18 protein-coding genes are annotated in these 17,422 nt (G+C 73.0%); 16 read left to right on the forward strand and 2 right to left on the reverse strand.

What is annotated here, in order from left to right:
- Positions 1–64: 64 nt before the first annotated feature.
- The 12 genes from OHL10_RS12185 (at position 65) to mshA (ending at position 11,879) form a co-directional block, all read left to right on the forward strand.
- Entirely contained in the window at positions 65–583 is a 519-nt protein-coding gene (locus OHL10_RS12185) for a PH domain-containing protein (protein WP_265522492.1), read from the forward strand.
- On the forward strand, positions 580–2,181 hold the full coding sequence (locus OHL10_RS12190) for a PH domain-containing protein (RefSeq protein WP_265522493.1): 1,602 nt from the start codon (positions 580–582) through the stop codon (positions 2,179–2,181). Before OHL10_RS12185 ends, OHL10_RS12190 begins: the two co-directional genes overlap by 4 nt.
- Positions 2,174–3,106 carry a Rossmann-like and DUF2520 domain-containing protein gene (locus tag OHL10_RS12195; protein ID WP_265522494.1) on the forward strand — a complete coding sequence of 311 codons (933 nt, stop codon included), beginning with the start codon at positions 2,174–2,176 and terminating at the stop codon, positions 3,104–3,106. The genes OHL10_RS12190 and OHL10_RS12195 overlap by 8 nt, the downstream gene beginning before the upstream one ends.
- Positions 3,107–4,072 carry a pantoate--beta-alanine ligase gene (gene panC, locus OHL10_RS12200; RefSeq protein WP_265522495.1) on the forward strand — a complete coding sequence of 322 codons (966 nt, stop codon included), beginning with the start codon at positions 3,107–3,109 and terminating at the stop codon, positions 4,070–4,072.
- Positions 4,073–4,116: 44 nt separating this feature from the next.
- Positions 4,117–4,548, forward strand: a complete 432-nt coding sequence (panD, locus tag OHL10_RS12205) for an aspartate 1-decarboxylase (protein ID WP_322645558.1) — start codon at positions 4,117–4,119, stop codon at positions 4,546–4,548.
- The gene (locus tag OHL10_RS12210) at positions 4,545–6,209 is read left to right on the forward strand and encodes an L-aspartate oxidase (protein ID WP_265522496.1); all 1,665 of its coding nucleotides are present in this window, start codon (positions 4,545–4,547) and stop codon (positions 6,207–6,209) included. The genes panD and OHL10_RS12210 overlap by 4 nt, the downstream gene beginning before the upstream one ends.
- Positions 6,210–6,228: 19 nt before the next feature.
- The gene (gene nadC / locus OHL10_RS12215) at positions 6,229–7,155 is read left to right on the forward strand and encodes a carboxylating nicotinate-nucleotide diphosphorylase (protein ID WP_265522497.1); all 927 of its coding nucleotides are present in this window, start codon (positions 6,229–6,231) and stop codon (positions 7,153–7,155) included.
- A gap of 45 nt (positions 7,156–7,200) precedes the next feature.
- Positions 7,201–8,718, forward strand: coding sequence for a lysine--tRNA ligase (lysS, locus tag OHL10_RS12220; RefSeq protein ID WP_265522498.1), 1,518 nt, complete (start codon positions 7,201–7,203; stop codon positions 8,716–8,718).
- Between the two features lie 19 nt (positions 8,719–8,737).
- A complete protein-coding gene (locus tag OHL10_RS12225; protein WP_265522499.1) occupies positions 8,738–8,923 on the forward strand; it encodes a hypothetical protein in 186 nt (61 codons plus the stop codon).
- 97 nt (positions 8,924–9,020) lie between these two features.
- Positions 9,021–9,356 carry a histone-like nucleoid-structuring protein Lsr2 gene (locus OHL10_RS12230; RefSeq protein ID WP_265522500.1) on the forward strand — a complete coding sequence of 112 codons (336 nt, stop codon included), beginning with the start codon at positions 9,021–9,023 and terminating at the stop codon, positions 9,354–9,356.
- A gap of 127 nt (positions 9,357–9,483) precedes the next feature.
- Entirely contained in the window at positions 9,484–10,629 is a 1,146-nt protein-coding gene (locus OHL10_RS12235) for a lactonase family protein (RefSeq protein WP_265522501.1), read from the forward strand.
- The gene (gene mshA / locus OHL10_RS12240; RefSeq protein ID WP_425499006.1) at positions 10,626–11,879 is read left to right on the forward strand and encodes a D-inositol-3-phosphate glycosyltransferase; all 1,254 of its coding nucleotides are present in this window, start codon (positions 10,626–10,628) and stop codon (positions 11,877–11,879) included. Before OHL10_RS12235 ends, mshA begins: the two co-directional genes overlap by 4 nt.
- Positions 11,880–11,930: 51 nt before the next feature.
- Here mshA and OHL10_RS12245 read toward each other — a convergent pair whose 3' ends face one another.
- Positions 11,931–12,368, reverse strand: coding sequence for a nitroreductase family deazaflavin-dependent oxidoreductase (locus OHL10_RS12245; protein ID WP_265522502.1), 438 nt, complete (start codon positions 12,366–12,368; stop codon positions 11,931–11,933).
- Positions 12,369–12,477: 109 nt separating this feature from the next.
- On the opposite strand from OHL10_RS12245, the gene OHL10_RS12250 reads away from it, so the two are divergent.
- Positions 12,478–13,215: a phosphoglyceromutase gene (locus tag OHL10_RS12250; protein ID WP_265522503.1), complete on the forward strand. Its 738-nt coding sequence runs from the start codon at positions 12,478–12,480 to the stop codon at positions 13,213–13,215.
- 95 nt (positions 13,216–13,310) lie between these two features.
- Here the strand turns inward: OHL10_RS12250 and phoU are convergent, their stop codons facing one another.
- Positions 13,311–13,991, reverse strand: coding sequence for a phosphate signaling complex protein PhoU (phoU, locus tag OHL10_RS12255; protein WP_265522504.1), 681 nt, complete (start codon positions 13,989–13,991; stop codon positions 13,311–13,313).
- Positions 13,992–14,161: 170 nt separating this feature from the next.
- Between phoU and OHL10_RS12260 the strand changes: the two genes are divergently transcribed.
- From OHL10_RS12260 to pstS, 3 genes are all read left to right on the forward strand, one after another.
- Complete coding sequence (locus OHL10_RS12260) at positions 14,162–15,418, forward strand: sensor histidine kinase (RefSeq protein ID WP_265522505.1); 1,257 nt, start codon at positions 14,162–14,164, stop codon at positions 15,416–15,418.
- Positions 15,415–16,122 carry a response regulator transcription factor gene (locus OHL10_RS12265; protein WP_265522506.1) on the forward strand — a complete coding sequence of 236 codons (708 nt, stop codon included), beginning with the start codon at positions 15,415–15,417 and terminating at the stop codon, positions 16,120–16,122. The genes OHL10_RS12260 and OHL10_RS12265 overlap by 4 nt, the downstream gene beginning before the upstream one ends.
- 166 nt (positions 16,123–16,288) lie before the next feature.
- The gene (gene pstS / locus OHL10_RS12270) at positions 16,289–17,413 is read left to right on the forward strand and encodes a phosphate ABC transporter substrate-binding protein PstS (protein WP_265522507.1); all 1,125 of its coding nucleotides are present in this window, start codon (positions 16,289–16,291) and stop codon (positions 17,411–17,413) included.
- Positions 17,414–17,422: the final 9 nt, after the last annotated feature.

Consider the following 17,422-nt stretch of genomic DNA (forward strand, 5'->3'; position numbering starts at 1 on the left):
CCGCTCGGGCAGCAGCGGTGTCGCCCGTGCCTGACCGGTGGCGCGTCGATGCGAGGATGGAACCATGACTGACCAGCCCGGCACGACGGACGCCGCACCGTCCGGACCGTTCGACCCGCCCGGCATCGTGTGGCAGCGCGTCTCGTTGCGCCTCGTGTCCGCGCGCCTGCTCACTCTCGGGCTGTGGCTGGTGGTGCCGGCCGTCGCGGGCGGGGTGGTCGCGGTGCTGACGTCGACGCCGTGGGTGTGGATCGCTCCCGCCGTGCTGGTGATCATGATGGTCGTCGCCGTGCTGCTGGTGCCGCGGCAGGTCCGGGCGATGGGTTATGCAGAGCGCGACGACGACCTGCTGATCCGCAAGGGGATCATGTTCCGGTCCCTCGTGGTGGTGCCCTACGGGCGGATGCAGTACGTCGACGTCGAGGCCGGTCCCGTCGCGCGCAGGTTCCGCATCGCCCAGGTCCAGCTGCACACCGCGTCGCCCGGCACGGACGCGACGATCGATGGCCTCGAGCCGAGCGAGGCGGAGCGCCTGCGCGACCGTCTCGCGTCCCGGGGCGAGGCCCGGCTGGCCGGGCTATGAGCGACCTGACGCCCACCGACCCGATACGCACCGACCCGTCGCCCACCGACCCGTCGCCCACCGACCCGTCGTCCACCGACCCGACCCCGCCCGAGCCGGCCCCGCTGGTATGGCACCGGGTGCACCCGGTGACACCGGTGGTGCGCGGCTGGACGGTCATCGCCGTGCTCTTCGTCATCGTCGGGCAGCAGACGGTCAACGGGCTGCCCGAGGGTGACAACCTCCTCGAGGGTGACCGATGGTGGCAGATCCTCCTCGGCATCCTCGCGATCGGTCTCGTCGGGCTCGCCTACTCGGCCCTCGCATGGCGCATGACGACGTACGCGATCGACGACGAGTCCGTGCGGCTCCACCAGGGCGTGCTCTTCCGGCAGCAGCGCAAGGCGCGGCTCGACCGGCTGCAGGCCGTCGATATCGTGCAGCCACTGGTCGCGCGCCTCTTCGGGCTCGCCGAGCTGAAGCTCGAGGTCGCCGGGGGCGCGGACTCGGGCATCAAGCTCGGCTTCCTCAAGGAGGCGCAGGCCCAGCGGCTGCGCAACGAGCTGCTCGCCCTGGCCGCGGGCATCCGGGTGGGGGGCCCGGCGCCCGGCGCGTCGGCGTCGCCGGACGTCGAGGGAACCCCCGGCGGCGTCGCGCCCGGCGACGGTGTCGACGCGTCGGACACCCTCGCGCTCGTCGCCCCGGAGGCCCCCGAGCAGCCGATCACGACCGTGCCTCCGGGCAGGCTCGTGCTGTCGCTCCTGCGCTCCGGGGCGACGATCGGCCTCGTTCTCGGTCTGCTGCTGCTGGTCGGCCTGGTCATCGGTACCCGCGAGCTCTCGGTGCTGTTCACCGCCTTCCCGGCGGTGCTCGGTTTCGGTGGGTATCTCTTCTCGCGGTTCACCCGGGAGTTCAACTTCCGGTCGGCGCTCTCGCCCGACGGCATCCGGCTCCGGCACGGCCTGCTGGAGACGCGCTCGCAGACCATCCCGCCCGGCCGCGTGCAGGCGATCCGCCTCACGCAGGGTCTGCTCTGGCGCGGTCCGGACTGGTGGCGCGTGGACGTCAACGTCGCGGGCTACACGCTCTCGGCCGACGGCAGCGACAGCAACAGCGTGCTGCTGCCCGTGGGCACGCGTGAGGAGGCGCTCACGGCCGTGTGGCTCGTCCTGCCGGACCTCGGCGCCGACGACCCGCTCGCGGTCCTCGACGAGGGCATGACGGGGCTCGACGCGGGGGAGTACTTCACGGCGGCGCCGCGGCGCACCCGCATCCTGGACCCGGTCGCGTGGCGCCGCAACGGCTTCGCCGTGACCGACCGTGCGCTCCTCCTGCGGCGCGGTCGGTTGCTGCGACGGCTCGAGGTCGTGCCGCACGAGCGGACGCAGTCCCTCGGCCTGCAGCAGGGTCCGTGGCAGCGGCGACTGCGCGTCGCGACGTTCACGGTGCACTCGACGCCCGGACCGGTCATCCCGACCGTGCAGCACCTGGACGAGGCCGACGCCGGCCTGCTCATGGACACGCAGGCGCGGCGTGCGCGCGAGGCCCGGGCGCACGCCGCACCCGAGCAGTGGATGCGCACCGATGCCGCCGCCCGTCCGGAGCCCGCGGATGGCTGACGTCTCCCGCCGCCCCGGACGTCTCGGGGTCGGCGTCATCGGCGCGGGCCGGGTCGGGGCCGTCCTCGGCAGCGCGCTGCGGGCGACCGGGCACGCCGTCGTGGGCGCCAGCGGGATCTCGGAGGCCTCGCGCGAGCGGATCGAGACCCTGCTCCCTGGCGTCCCGGTCCTGGAGGTCCCGGAGGTGGCCCGGCGCGCCGAGCTCGCGCTCCTCGCCGTGCCCGACGACGTCCTGCCCACACTGGTCTCGGGGCTCGCCGAGGTGGGGGCGTGGCAGGCAGGACAGCTCGTCGTGCACACCTCTGGCAGGTTCGGGACGTCCGTGCTCGAGCCCGCGCGCGCCGCGGGGGCCATCCCGCTCGCGATCCATCCCGCGATGACCTTCACCGGGACGTCGCTGGACCTGTCCCGCCTGGAGGGAACCACGTTCGCGGTGACCGCGCCCGCGCCCGTCCAGCCCATCGGGCAGGCGCTCGTCGTGGAGATCGGGGGCGAGCCCGTCGTCGTCGACGAGGACGCCCGCGGCCTGTACCACGCGGCGCTCGCCCACGGGGCGAACCACCTCGTGGTCCTCGTCGCGCAGGCAACGCAGGCACTCGCCGCCGCGGGCGTCGAGCAGCCGGGACGGGTGCTCGCACCGCTGCTCGCGGCGGCGCTCGACGGCGCGACCCGCACCGCCGACGTGGGCTCCGGTGGTGGTCCCGGGGCGATCGCCGCCCTCACCGGCCCGGTCTCGCGCGGCGACGTCGGGACGGTCGAGGAGCACCTCGCGGTGCTCGAGGACCTCGCGGTCGCGAGCGGCGCGACCGACGTCCCGGCGTCGTACCGGGAGCTGAGCCGCGGGGCGACCCGTCGGGCGCTCGCGAGCGGGCGCATCGACGCGCGGCAGGCGCAGGACATTCTCGACGTGTTGGAGGAACGCTAGATGTCGCACGGACGTGCCCCCGGATCAGGTCCCGGACCGCTCGTCGCCACCACCCGCGCGGAGCTCGACGCGGCGCTTCGCGGCTGGGACGCGAGCCGTGCACCGGGCGCGCGCCGCGCCGTCGTCATGACGATGGGCGCGCTGCACGACGGGCACCTCGAGCTGGTGCGCCGGGCCCGGGAGCAGGCCGGCCCGGGCGGGCAGGTCGTGGTGACGATCTTCGTCAACCCGCTGCAGTTCGGTGCTGGGGAGGACCTGGAGCGCTACCCCCGTGATCTCGCGGGTGACGTCGCCCTGCTCGCGGGGGTCGGCACCGACCTGGTCTTCGCGCCGGACGGCGACGGCGTGTACCCCGGGGGTGAGCCGGTCGTGCGGGTGAGCGCGGGTGCCGTCGGCGAGGTGCTCGAGGGCGCGCACCGCCCCGGCCACTTCGACGGCATGCTGACCGTCGTGCTCAAGCTGATGCACCTGACACGGCCGGACGTCGCGCTCTTCGGCCGCAAGGACGCCCAGCAGCTCATCGCGGTGCGTCGGATGGTGCACGATCTCGACGTCGCCGTCGACGTGGTCGGCGTGCCGACGGTGCGGGACGAGGACGGCCTGGCGCTGTCGTCGCGCAACGCCTACCTGTCACCCGCCGAGCGTGCGGACGCCCTGGCGCTCAGCGCGGCCCTGCGCGTGGGTGCGGACGCCGGAGCGCTCGGCGCCGGTCCGACGGGAGTGATCCGCGCCGCAGCGGGAATGCTCAACGCGTCACCGGGCGTTGTGGTCGACTACCTTGCGCTGGTGGACCCTGCGGACGCGGCCGAGCTGGCGTCGGACGCGACCGGGCCGGCACTCCTGCTCGTGGCGGCACGCGTCGGCTCGACGCGACTCATCGACAACATGGCCGTGGACCTGCGCGCCATGGCCCCCACGCCGGGCGGCAAGGCCCGCCCGGCGGCTCGACCTGGAGGAACCTCGTGACCGACCCGACCCGACACCCCCGTCCCGCGTCCCTGCAGCGGCCGATGATGATCGGCAAGATCCACCGGGCGACCGTGACGCAGGCCGACCTGCACTACGTCGGCTCGATCACGGTCGACGTGGACCTGCTGGAGGCGGCCGACCTCTACCCCGGGCAGCAGGTCGACGTGGTGGACGTGACGAACGGCGCACGCCTGACGACCTACGTCATCCCGGGCGAGCGGGGTGCGGGCGAGATCTGCATCAACGGCGCGGCCGCCCACCTGGTCTCGCCGGGCGACGTCGTCATCCTCATCGCGTACGGCATGGTCGCCGACGCCGAGGCCCGTCACCACCTCCCGAACGTCGTGTTCGTCGACGGGCGCAACCGGATCGTCGAGCTCGGGGACGAGCCGGGTCTGGTCCCCGACGGGTTCGGCCTCGAGGCGAGCGGCATCGCGGCCGCCCCGTTCCAGCGACCGGTCGGCGGGGCATGAGCCTCCGGGTCGCGCGAACCCTCGCGGCGCCCGACCCGGGCTGGACGACGACGGCCGACGCGATCGTCGTCGGCTCCGGGATCGCGGGCCTCACCGCGGCGCTCGAGCTGCGGGCACGGGTGCCGCGGGTGCTGCTCGTGACCAAGGGCGCGCTGTCGTCCGGGTCGACGGTCTGGGCGCAGGGCGGGATCGCCGCCGCGCTGCACCCCGAGGACTCGCCGGAAGCGCACCTCGCCGACACCCTCGTGGCGGGCGGCGGTCTGTGCGACCCGGTCGCGGTCGAGGTCCTCGTCACCGAGGGTCCGGCGCGGGTGCACGAGCTCGTCGCCCGCGGGGCGAACTTCGACCTGGGGCCGGGCGGTGACATCGCCCTCACCCGTGAGGGCGGGCACCACGCCGACCGCATCGCCCACGCCGGCGGGGACGCGACGGGCGCCGAGATCTCCCGCGCGCTCGTCTCCCAGCTGGAGGCGGTGCTCGCGGACCCGGGCATCGAGGTGATCGAGAACGCCCTCGTCCTCGACGTGCTGACGACGGCGTCCGGCGACGGGCCGCGGGCCTGCGGCGTCACGCTGCACGTGCGCGGCGAGGGGTCCCGGGACGGGGTCGGCGCGGCGCTCGCCAAGGCCGTCGTCCTGGCCACCGGCGGCGTGGGCCAGGTGTTCCGCTCCTCGACGAACCCGCCCCAGGCGACCGGCGACGGGATCGCCGCCGCGCTACGTGCCGGCGCGACGCTGGGCGACCTGGAGTTCGTGCAGTTCCACCCGACGGTGCTGTGGTCGGGGATCGGTGCGAAGGGCCAGCTCCCGCTCATCTCGGAGGCGGTGCGCGGGGAGGGCGCGATCCTCCTCGACACGGACGGCGCGCGCTTCATGCCGTCGGTCCACCCCATGGCCGAGCTCGCTCCGCGCGACGTCGTCGCGCACGCGATCGTGCGGCAGATGGCCGCGACGGCGTCCGACCACGTCCTGCTCGACGCACGCCACCTCGGGGCGGACTTCCTGCGTCGCCGGTTCCCGACGATCAGCGGCCGGCTGCTCGACCAGGGCATCGACATCACCGAGGAGCCGGTGCCGGTCGCGCCGGCCCAGCACTACCACTCGGGCGGTGTCGTCACCGACCTGCACGGGCGCTCGTCGCTCGACGGTCTCTACGCGATCGGCGAGGTCGCGTGCACCGGTGTGCACGGCGCCAACCGCCTCGCGTCGAACTCGCTGCTCGAAGGGCTGGTGTTCGCCCACCGCGCGGCCCGGGAGATCACGGAACGGGTCGGCGCGGGCGACCTCGTCGGAGGCGAGCCGGTCGCACGTCCCGGACCGTCAGCGCTCGTCGCCGCAGCCGCCCGCTCCCGCATCCAGTCGATCACCTCCGCAGGCCCCGGCGTCATCCGGGACGCGGTCGGGCTCGCGGTCGCGGCCGACCGGCTCGCGTCGGTGCGTACGGACGCCCACGTGGCCTCCGACGTCGTCGCGGAGCCGCAGGCGGCAGAGTGGGAGACGACGAACATCCACCAGGTCGCCACCGCGCTGACCGCTGCGGCCACCGTGCGCACCGAGAGCCGGGGCGGGCACTACCGCACCGACTTCCCCGCGCCGGACCCGACCTGGGAGCGGCGGGTCGTCGTCGTGCTCGACGAGGACGGGACGCTGCACGCGGGGTGACCGGCTACCGTGGGTGCGCGTGAGCACCTCCCCGCAGGCACCCGTCCCTTCTGCATCAGCGAACGGCCTCGACCCCGCCTGGATCGCCGAGACCGTCGCACGGGCCCTCGACGAGGACCTCGGCCCCGCGCCCGGCCGTGACGTGACCACCCAGGCGACCGTGCCGGCGTCGGGCACGGGCACCGCCCACCTCGTGGCGCGCGCCCCCGGTGTGGTGGCGGGACTGGTCGTGGTCGCCGAGGTGACCCGCCAGGTCGCCGAGCGGTTCGGCCTGCCGGGCGTCGAGGTGGGACTCGTCGCCCGCGACGGGGACGAGGTGACCGCCGGTCAGGTGCTCGCCCGGCTGAGCGGTCCCGTGCAGGTGCTGCTCACCGCGGAGCGCACGCTCCTCAACCTCGCGAGCAGGGCCTCGGGCGTCGCGACGGCGACCAGGGCCTGGGCCCGCGAGCTCGACGGCACGGGGGCGCAGGTCCTGGACACGCGCAAGACCACCCCGGGCTTGCGCGCCCTCGAGAAGTACGCGGTCCGCGCAGGCGGTGGCACCAACAAGCGCATGGGCCTCTACGACGTCGCGATGGTCAAGGACAACCACGTCGTCGCCGCGGGGTCCGTGAGCGCCGCGATCGTCGCGATCCGTCAGGCGTTCCCGGACGTGCTGGTCCAGGTCGAGGCGGACACCACCGCGCAGGCGCTCGAGGCGATCGACGCCGGTGCGGACTTCCTGCTGCTCGACAACATGCCGACGCCGGTGCTCGCGGCGACCGTCACGGCCGTGCGGGAGCGCGAGGACGAGACCGGGCGGATCGAGCTCGAGGCCACGGGCAACCTCACGCTCGAGCGCGCGCGCGAGGTCGCCGGGACGGGCGTGGACTACCTGTCGGTCGGTGCCCTCACGCACTCCGCGCCGATCCTCGACCTCGCGCTGGACCTGCAGCCCGAGGCCTGACCTGCTCGTGCCGGGGCGTGCCGAGGGCGCCGGTAGAATCCTCCGGTGACCTCCGACGCCCCCACCGCCCTGGCCGACGCGCCCGACGACCTCCCCGAGCAGCTCCGGATCCGCCGGGACAAGCGTGAACGCATCCTCGCGCGGGGCGACGAGGCGTACCCGGTCGAGGTCGCGCGCACGCACACGATCGCCGAGGTGCGTGCCGCGTACGACCACCTCGAGGCCGGGCAGGAGACCGAGGACGAGGTCGGCGTCGCCGGCCGGGTGGTCTTCCTGCGCAACACCGGCAAGCTCTGCTTCGTGTCCCTGCAGGACGGCGAGGGCAACCGTCTCCAGGTCATGCTGAGCCAGGCCGTGGTCGGCCCCGAGTCGCTCGAGACCTTCAAGGCCGACGTCGACCTCGGCGACCACCTCTTCGCGCACGGCAAGGTCATCAGCTCCCGCCGCGGGGAGCTGAGCATCTTCGCCGACTCGTGGCAGCTCGCCGCCAAGTCGTTGCGCCCCCTGCCGGTGCTGCACAAGGACCTCTCCGAGGAGTCGCGGGTCCGCCAGCGGTACGTCGACCTCATCGCCCGGCCCGCCGCCCGCGACATGGTGCGGCTGCGTGCGGCCGTGGTGCGCTCCCTGCGGGAGAACTTCCACGAGCGCGGATTCCTCGAGGTCGAGACCCCGATGCTGCAGACACGTCCGGAAGGCGCGGCGGCGCGCCAGTTCGAGACGCACATGAATGCGTTCGACATCCCCTTGTTCCTGCGAATCGCTCCCGAGCTCTTCCTCAAGCGTGCCGCGGTCGGGGGAGTGGAGAAGGTCTTCGAGATCAACCGGAACTTCCGCAACGAGGGCGTCGACTCCACGCACTCGCCGGAATTCGCGATGCTCGAGGCGTACGAGGCCTATGGCGACTACAACACCATGGCGACGCTCACGCAGAACCTTGTGCAGCGGGCGGCCTCCGACGCGCTCGGGACGACGCTGGTCACTCTTTCCGACGGCACCGAGTACGACGTCGGCGGTGAATGGGCGCAGCTGCGCATGTACGACTCGCTCTCCGAGGCTCTCGGCGAGGAGATCACGCCCGCGACGACCGTGGAACACCTTTCCGCCCTCGCGAACCGTCTCGAGGTCTCGTTCGACCCGAAGAGCGTGAATCACGGAAAGCTCGTCGAGAGCCTGTGGGAGCACCTCGTCGGCGACCATCTCGTCGCACCCACCTTCGTCCGGGACTTCCCGGTCGAGACCTCGCCGCTCACGCGGGACCACCGCACGGTGCGCGGTCAGGTGGAGAAGTGGGACCTGTACATCCGGGGCGTCGAGCTCGCGACGGCGTACTCCGAGCTCGTCGACCCGGTCATCCAGCGCCAGCGCTTCGAGGCGCAGGCGCAGCTGGCGGCCGCCGGCGACGACGAGGCGATGCGGCTGGACGAGGACTTCCTCGTGGCCATGGAGCACGCCATGCCGCCGTCCGGGGGGATGGGCCTGGGCATCGACCGACTTCTCATGGCGCTCACGGGCCAGGGGATCCGCGAGACGATCCTCTTCCCGCTCGTCAAGCCCGCGCAGTGAGCGGACGTAGACTCGACGCATGAGCGATTTCTGGCCCGCCGTCGGCGCGTTGATCCCGTCCATCGGTGTGGGCGTGCTGTTCTACGTCGCGATGCGATACATCGTGCGTGCTGACAGGAACGAACGCCGTGCCCTGGCCGAGCTGGACGCCAGGACACCTGTTTCTCCCGCACCTTCTTCCGTGCGCCCGGACGAGAAGCCTTGAATTCTTGCGTGCCACAGGCGTTGTGCTTTGACGCTCGCGGGGCGCGCTGGCATGATTACCACACGATCTCCATTCTCTGATGCGTGAGGTAATCACAGTGGCTCAGAAAGTCCAGGTAATTCTCGTCGACGACATCGACGGTGGCGCGGCGGACGAGACGGTGACCTTCGCTCTCGACGGCGTGTCCTACGAGATCGACCTCAGCTCGGCGCACGCACAAGAGCTGCGCGACGCCATGGCGTCCTGGGTCGGTAATGCGCGCAAGGTCTCCTCGCGAGGGACGACGCGCACGTCGCGCCGGCCTCGTGGGGGCGGGAACGGCGTCTCCAAGGCGACCGAGATCCGCGAGTGGGCGCGGGCGAACGGTTACACGGTCAACGACCGTGGCCGCATCTCCCAGGACGTCCAGACGGCGTACGACGCCGCGCACTGACGCGACGCGCGATCGACGGCCGGCAGGGGCGACCCTGCCGGCCGTCGCCGTCCCTGCCGACCGTCCCTGCCGACCCACGCTGACGCTGCGGGCGCGAGCGGTGCCGCGTGCGAACTAGGCTCGCTCCATGAGCTCCGGCACCTCCTCGACGTCCGCACCGACCAGCACACGCGGCCTGTGGATCGGCACGTACCCCGACGGCGGGCCCGCAGGAAGCGGTGAAGGAGTCTGGCGGGTCGACGTGGACTCCCGCTCCGGTGCGTTCACGGCCCCGCGGCTCGCGGCCGCCACCCCCGCACCGTCGTTCGTCGCGCTGCACCCCACGGGTCGTGTCCTGTACGCGGTCGCCGAGGTGACCGACGGTGAGCTCTCGGCGTTCACGGTCGGGCCGGGCGGCACGCTCGCCCCGCTCGGTGAGCCGGTGACGACCGGCGGGTCGTCCCCGTGCCACGTCGTGTCCACCGAGACCGAGGTCTGGGTCACGAACTACGGCAACGGCGTCTTCACGGCCGTGCCGCTGGACACCGACGGGGCGTTCGACGGCGCGGCCCAGCACCGGACCCACGAGGGCTCGGGCCCGGACCACGAGCGCCAGGACGGGCCGCACGCGCACTCCTCCGCGCGTGTCGACGGGGAGGCGTGGGTCGCGGACCTCGGCACGGACGAGCTCCGCCGGTACCCGTACCCGACCCGCCCCGACGCCCCGGCCGGGCTCGCGGCCAGGCTCCCGGACGGTGCGGGGCCGCGCCACTTCGTGACGCTCGACGGCGACGTCCCGGGTGACGGTCCCGGCAGCGCCGTGCTGCTCGTGTCCGAGCTCGACGCGCGCGTCTACGTCCTGGTCCCGGCCGCGCACGTGCAGCCCGGCGCGGACCCCGGCGGCGCGCCCTACGCCGTCGCCGCGCACCACCCCGCCTGCTCGACGGTGGCGCCGGACGGGGGGCGGGGATACCCGTCGCACATCGCCCTCAGCGCCGACGGCACCCGGCTGTTCGTCGCGGTCCGCGGCCCGGACGTCCTGTCCACCTTCGCGGTGCGTCCCGGTCCCGTCCCCGAGCTGACCCACCTGGGCGACACCCCGGTCGGCGGCCGGTGGCCGCGGCACTTCGCGGTCGTGTCGTCCGGCGCCACGGACGCGCGCGCGGACCTCGTCGTCGTCGCCAACCAGGAGTCGTCCACGCTGACGGCGCTGCGCGTGCCGCGCGAGGGCGGCGTGGGCGAGGTCGTGGGCTCGTGCCCGGTCCCCGTCCCCGCGTGCGTGGTCGAGGACTGACCGTGCGCGACGACCCACGGATCGCGATGCTCTCCGTCCACACCTCCCCGCTCGACCAGCCGGGGACCGGGGACGCGGGCGGGATGAACGTCTACGTCACCGAGCTCTCGCAGGCGCTGGCCCGGCGCGGGGCGCAGGTGGAGATCTTCACCCGGGCGACGTCGTCCGCGCAGCCGACCAAGGTGGAGGTCGCCGAGCGCGTCCTCGTCCGGCACGTCGCGGCCGGACCGTTCGAAGGGCTGGACAAGAACGACCTGCCCGGGCAGCTCTGCGCCTTCACGGCCGGGGTGCTGCGGGCCGAGGCCCGGCGCGCGGTCGGGTGGTACGACGTCGTGCACACCCACTACTGGCTCTCCGGTCAGGTGGGCTGGCTGGCTGCCGATCGTTGGGACGTGCCCCTCGTGCACACGATGCACACGCTCGCGCGCGTGAAGAACGCCGCGCTCGCGCCGGGCGACGCACCCGAACCCCTGGGCCGGATCATCGGCGAGGAGCAGGTCGTCGAGGAGGCGGACGCGCTCGTCGCGAACACCGACGCGGAGGCGTCGGACCTCGTCGCGGACTACCACGCGGATCCCGCGCGCGTCCACGTCGTGGCACCGGGCGTGGACCTCGAGGTGTTCTCGCCGGGGACGCTCGGCCGGCCTGCTCTGCGCGCCGCGCTGGGCCTCCCGGCCGACGACCGGATCGTCCTCTTCGCGGGCCGGGTGCAGCCGCTCAAGGCGCCGGACCTGCTCGTCCGGGCGATGGGTGTGCTCGCCGAGCGGGGCGAGGCGGTCCCGACGCTCGTGGTGCTCGGAGGAGCGAGCGGTCGTCCCACGGCGGTGCGCGAGCTCGAGGCCCTGGCCTACCAGGTGGGGGTCGCCGACCGCCTCGTGGTGCGCCCGCCCGTGGGCCGGGAGGTGCTCGCGCAGTACTTCCGGGCCGCGGACGTCGTGGCCGTCCCGTCCCACAACGAGTCGTTCGGGCTCGTCGCCGCCGAGGCGCAGGCGACCGGGACCCCGGTCGTGGCGGCCGCCGTCGGAGGGCTGCGCACGATCGTCGAGGACGGTGTGTCCGGTGTGCTCGTGCCCGACCACGATCCCCGGACGTGGGCTCGCGCCCTCGCCGACCTGCTCGGCGACGACGTCCGCCGCGCCGCGCTGGCCGCCGGGGCTCGCCGCGCGTCCGCGCGATTCGGCTGGGACGCCGCGGCCGAGCAGATGCTCAAGGTCTACGAGCTCGCCGCGCAGGTACGCTCCGCCCGCTAGGGCTGCGCCGCCCGCCGGCTCCCTACCGGGCTGCTGCGGGCGGCAGCCCGGTCACGCGGTCCGCTCGAGGACGAGCACCGGGATCTCTCGCCGTGTGCGCTCCTGGTAGTCGGCGTACGGCGGGTAGGCCGCGACGGCCCGCTCCCACCACGCGGCCTTCTCTGCGCCCGTGACTTCGCGGGCGACGTAGTCGTGGCGATCGGGGCCGTCCTGCAGCTCGGCGAGGTGGTGCGCCAGCAGGTTGTGGTACCAGACGGGGTGCGTCGGCGCGCCGCCGAGAGACGCGACGACCGCGTACGCGCCGTCGTGCTCGACGCGCATGAGCGGGGTCTTGCGGACCTTGCCGCTGCGGGCGCCGAGCGTCGTGAGGATCACGACGGGGCGCCCGCCCATCGTCGTGGCCTGCGTCCCTCCGGAGCTCTCGTAGGTCTCGACCTGGCGGCGGGCGTGCTCGGACGGGCTCGGTGCGTACTCTCCGGTGATGGGCATGCCCGTGCAACACACCGCGGCGCGGTCGTGATTCCCACGACCCGACCACGCGTGACCACCACCCGGGACACGGGTGCCCCGTCCTGACGGCGTGCGGCAGGATGGAACCATGACCTACACCCTCGTGCTGCTCCGCCACGGCGAGAGCGAATGGAACGCCAAGAACCTCTTCACCGGCTGGGTGGACGTCCCGCTGTCGCAGAAGGGCACTGAGGAGGCGACGCGCGGAGGGCATCTCCTGCGCGAGGCCGGCATCCTGCCCGACGTCGTCCACACGTCGCTCCTGCGCCGCGCCATCACGACGGCGAACCTCGCCCTCGACGCGGCGGACCGCCACTGGATCCCGGTCAAGCGCAGCTGGCACCTCAATGAGCGCCACTACGGGGCACTCCAGGGCAAGGACAAGAAGCAGACCCTGGACACGTACGGCGAGGAGCAGTTCATGCTGTGGCGCCGCTCCTACGACGTGCCGCCGCCGGACATCGAGCTCGGCTCGGAGTTCTCGCAGGACACGGACCCGCGCTACGCGGACGCCCCCGTCGTGCGGGCAGAGGCGCTGAAGAACGTCCTCGACCGTGCGCTGCCGTACTGGACGTCTGACGTCGTCCCGGACCTGCAGGCCGGCAAGACCGTCCTGGTGGCCGCGCACGGCAACTCGCTGCGCGCGCTCGTCAAGCACCTCGACGGCATCTCCGACGAGGACATCGCCGGGCTCAACATCCCGACCGGCATCCCGCTGCTCTACGAGCTGGACGAGGACCTGCGCCCCGTGACGAAGGGCGGACGCTACCTCGACCCCGAGGCGGCTGCCACGGCCGCGGCAGCAGTCGCGAACCAGGGTCGCTGAGCCACCGGCCCCCCGGGCAGCACGACGAACGGCGCGGCCCCCGCGAGGGGGCCGCGCCGTTCGTCATGCTGGTGGGGCGGTGCCGGCGTGGACCGCTACGCCGTCGTGCTGGCCGTGCTCGGGCGCCCGCGGTCGTCCGCGAAGTCACCCGTCACGAGGAACGTCACGCGCTTGGCGATCGAGACGCCGTGGTCGCCGAAGCGCTCGTAGTAGCGACCCAGGAGGGTGACGTCGACGGTCTCCTGCGGCGTCCCGGACCAGTCCGGGCCGAGGAGCGCCGTGAACGTGTCCTGGTGGAGCTGATCGAGCAGGTCGTCGTCGCGCTCGATGTTCGACGCGACGGTGAGGTCGCGCGTCGTGAGCAGGGTGGTCGTCCGGCGTGCGACGCGCACCGCGGCGTCCTGCATCTGCTCGAACGTGCGGCGCATCGACGGCTCGACCGCCGCGCTCGGGTAGCGCCCGCGCGCCACCTGGGCGACGTGCCGGGCGAGGTCGCCCATGCGTTCCAGCGTCGCGCTCATGCGCAGTGCGCTGACGACCACCCGCAGGTCGGTCGCGACCGGCTGCTGCTGGGCGAGGAGCAGGACGCACCGCTCGTCGAGCGTGCGCTCGAGCGCGTCGATCGCGTGGTCGGAGGCGATGACCGACTGCGCGAGCTGGAGGTCCGCCGTGAGGAGCGCCGTTCCGGCACGATCCATGGCCGACTCGACCAGTCGGCTCATCTCGGCGAGGTCCTCGCCCACCTGCTTCAGCTCGGCCTCGAAGATTTCCCGCATCGCTTCCCTTCCTCCAGCCGCCGGGTGTCAGCGGTTCCGGGCCACCATCGCATCGCGAGGTGAACGGTCCGGTGAACTCCAGTGTCCCCGCAGATGAACACTGCGCACCGAACACGCCACAGCAGGGTTCGTCGTCCGGACGTCCCTGGTACCGACCGTACCCTGGAAGTGTGAACGGACTGATTCAGGGAGTGCCGATCCTCGTCGCAGGGGTGATCGGCCTGGTCGTCGGTGTCGTCGCCGCGATCGCGTTCCGGGTCAGCGAACGGCAGCAACACCGGCTTCCGCCCGCCGAGCCGGCAGAGCTGGACGAGGGCCTCGTCCGGGTGCTCGCCGTGCTGCGCTCGGCGGCGGTCGTCCTCGACGCCGAGGACGAGGTCGTCCGGGCGAGCCCGCCCGCCTACGCGCTCGGGCTGGTTCGCAACGACACCGTCGTGCACCCCGCCATCTGGGACATGATCGCGGGCGTTCGCCGCGACGGCGTGATCCGCGACGAGGAGCTCGAGCTCCCGCGCGGTCCGGTCGGGCGCGGCCGGGTCATGCTCCAGGTCCGGGTGGCGCAGGTCGGGCCCGAGCATCTCCTCGTGCTCGCCGAGGACCGGACCGAGGCGCGCCGGGTCGAGGCGATCCGGCGGGACTTCGTCGTCAACGTCTCCCACGAGCTCAAGACCCCGGTCGGCGCGCTCGCGTTGCTCGCCGAGACCGTGCAGGACGCCGCGGACGACCCGGTCGCCGTGCGCAGGTTCGCCGAGCGCATGCAGTCGGAGGCCACCCGGTTGTCCGCGCTGGTCCAGGAGATCATCGAGCTCTCCCGCCTCCAGGTCGCCGGCGCCCTCAAGGAGGTCAGGACGATCCCCGTACGGGACGTCGTCGAGGAGGCGGTCGACCGTGCCCGCACCCGTGCCCAGGCGAAGGGGATCACCCTCACCGTCGGCGGGGACCTCGACGCGGCCGACGCCGTCGTCTACGGCGACCACAACCTGCTCGTCACCGCGGTGCGGAACCTGCTCGACAACGCCGTGGCCTACTCGGGTGACAACACACGCGTCGGGGTGGGCGTCTCGGTCACGGGCGACCTGGTGGAGATCGCGGTCGTCGACCAGGGCATCGGCATCTCCGCGGACGAGCAGGACCGGGTCTTCGAGCGGTTCTACCGCGTCGACCCCGCACGGTCGCGCGACACCGGGGGCACCGGTCTCGGCCTGAGCATCGTCAAGCACGTCGCGGCGGACCACGGCGGCGACGTGACGATGTGGTCGGAACCTGGCCGCGGGTCGACCTTCACCCTGCGCGTCCCCGCCGCGAGCACGTCGGCCCCGGTCGACGACGATCCCGACCCCGCGCCCGCGGAACCGATGTTCCACCCGTCCGGCGCGCCGCGCGCGGCCGGCAGCACGAACGACCCGACCAAGGAGGTGGATGCGTGACGCGCATCCTGGTAGTCGAGGACGAGGAGTCGTACCGCGACCCCCTGACCTATCAGCTCACCCGAGAAGGCTTCGACGTCGTCGCGGCCGCGACCGGCCCGGAGGCTTTGGCGGCCTACGACGACGGCGGCGCGGACCTCGTCCTGCTGGACCTCATGCTCCCCGGTCTCAGCGGCACCGAGGTCTGCCGCGAGCTGCGGCAGCGAGGCAACGTCCCGGTGATCATGCTGACGGCCAAGGACTCCGAGATCGACAAGGTGGTGGGGCTCGAGCTCGGTGCCGACGACTACGTCACCAAGCCGTACTCGTTCCGCGAGCTCCTCGCCCGGGTCCGGGCCGTCCTGCGCCGGCACGGCGCGACCGAGCAGGGCGCCGAGGCGCCGGGGGAGCCGTCCCTCGAGGTCGGTCCCGTCCGGATGGACGTCGAGCGGCACACCGTGACAGTCCACGGCGACGTCGTCGCGTTCCCGCTCAAGGAGTTCGACCTCCTGGAGCTGCTGCTGCGCAACGCCGGCCGCGTCCTCACGCGCGGTCAGCTCATCGACCGGGTCTGGGGCGCGGACTACGTCGGCGACACCAAGACGCTCGACGTCCACGTGAAGCGCATCCGGTCGAAGATCGAGCCCGACCCGGCCTCGCCGCGCTATCTCCTCACGGTGCGGGGCCTCGGCTACAAGGTCGCCGACGGGGTCGGCGAGGGCTGAGAGGGCGCACACGGGAGCGGTCGTGCACAGCCCTGCGAAGTGTCTGTGCACTGTTCATCTCGTGTTCACCGTGACTAGGCGGACGCGTCACTCGGCCTGCTTAGCGTCTTCCTTGTCACCGGCGGTCGCTGGTGGCTCGAGACGTTCGAACAGGATGGAACGAAGAGTGAAGCTCAGCCGATTCTCCCGCGCTGGATCCGCCGTCGTCATCGGCGCGCTCGCCCTGACCCTCGCCGCATGCGGCTCGGACGACCCGGTGGGCAACGCCACCGGGGAGTCCACCGGTGACGGATCCACCGCCGACACCGTCAGCGACCTCAGCGGTGAGCTGAACGGCGCCGGCGCGAGCTCGCAGGAAGCTGCGATGAATGCCTGGCGCGCCGGCTTCCAGAGCCTGAACGCCGACGTCACCGTCAACTACGACCCCGTGGGGTCGGGTGGTGGCCGCACGCAGTTCGTCGAGGGTGGCGTGTCCTTCGCCGGCTCCGACGCCGCCCTGGACGAGGAGGAGTTCGCCCTCGCGCAGGAGCGCTGCATGGGCGACTTCGTCGAGGTGCCGCTCTACGTCTCGCCGATCGCGGTCATCTACAACCTGCCCGAGGTCGAGGGGCTCCAGATGTCCGGTGAGACGCTCGCGGGCGTCTTCAACGGCGACATCACGTCGTGGGACGACCCGGCGATCGCCGCGGACAACGAGGGCGTCGAGCTCCCCAGCACGCGCATCACCCCGGTGAACCGCTCCGACGAGTCGGGCACCACCGAGAACTTCACCGAGTACCTCGCGGCTGCCGGCGGCGACGCCTGGCCGCACGACCCGAGCGGTGACTGGCCGGTGCAGGGCGGCCAGTCCGCGCAGGGCACCTCGGGCGTCGTGCAGACGGTCCAGGGCGGCGAGGGGACGATCGGCTACGCCGACGCCTCGCAGGCCGGATCGCTGGGCACCGTCGCGATCGGCGTCGGTGAGGACTTCGTGCCGTACTCGCCCGAGGCCGCAGCGGCTATCGTGGACGCGTCGCCACGACTCGAGGGCCGCGGTGCGGGCAGCCTCGCGCTCGAGCTGGACCGCGACACCGACGCCGAGGGCACCTACCCGATCGTCCTCGTCTCCTACTCGCTCGCGTGCCTCCAGTACGCGGACGAGGCCGAGGCCGAGCTCGTGAAGTCGTTCCTCGGCTACGTCGCCAGCGAGGAGGGTCAGCAGCAGTCGGCCTCGGCCGCGGGCTCCGCGCCCATCTCGGCCGAGCTGCGGGGCGAGATCGAGACGATCGTCGAGCAGATCAGCGCCTCCTGAGGCACCGAG

Source organism: Oerskovia flava (genome assembly GCF_026163685.1).
GTDB lineage: Bacteria > Actinomycetota > Actinomycetes > Actinomycetales > Cellulomonadaceae > Oerskovia_A > Oerskovia_A flava.

What these genes read in the sequence shown, in the direction of transcription:
- OHL10_RS12185 (WP_265522492.1), top strand. Translation starts at nt 65, where the DNA reads ATGACTGACCAGCCCGGCACGACGGACGCCGCACCGTCCGGACCGTTC.
- OHL10_RS12190 (WP_265522493.1), top strand. Translation starts at nt 580, where the DNA reads ATGAGCGACCTGACGCCCACCGACCCGATACGCACCGACCCGTCGCCC.
- OHL10_RS12195 (WP_265522494.1), top strand. Translation starts at nt 2,174, where the DNA reads ATGGCTGACGTCTCCCGCCGCCCCGGACGTCTCGGGGTCGGCGTCATC.
- panC (WP_265522495.1), top strand. Translation starts at nt 3,107, where the DNA reads ATGTCGCACGGACGTGCCCCCGGATCAGGTCCCGGACCGCTCGTCGCC.
- panD (WP_322645558.1), top strand. Translation starts at nt 4,117, where the DNA reads ATGATGATCGGCAAGATCCACCGGGCGACCGTGACGCAGGCCGACCTG.
- OHL10_RS12210 (WP_265522496.1), top strand. Translation starts at nt 4,545, where the DNA reads ATGAGCCTCCGGGTCGCGCGAACCCTCGCGGCGCCCGACCCGGGCTGG.
- OHL10_RS12225 (WP_265522499.1), top strand. Translation starts at nt 8,738, where the DNA reads ATGAGCGATTTCTGGCCCGCCGTCGGCGCGTTGATCCCGTCCATCGGT.
- OHL10_RS12235 (WP_265522501.1), top strand. Translation starts at nt 9,484, where the DNA reads ATGAGCTCCGGCACCTCCTCGACGTCCGCACCGACCAGCACACGCGGC.
- OHL10_RS12245 (WP_265522502.1), bottom strand. Translation starts at nt 12,368, where the DNA reads ATGCCCATCACCGGAGAGTACGCACCGAGCCCGTCCGAGCACGCCCGC.
- OHL10_RS12250 (WP_265522503.1), top strand. Translation starts at nt 12,478, where the DNA reads ATGACCTACACCCTCGTGCTGCTCCGCCACGGCGAGAGCGAATGGAAC.
- phoU (WP_265522504.1), bottom strand. Translation starts at nt 13,991, where the DNA reads ATGCGGGAAATCTTCGAGGCCGAGCTGAAGCAGGTGGGCGAGGACCTC.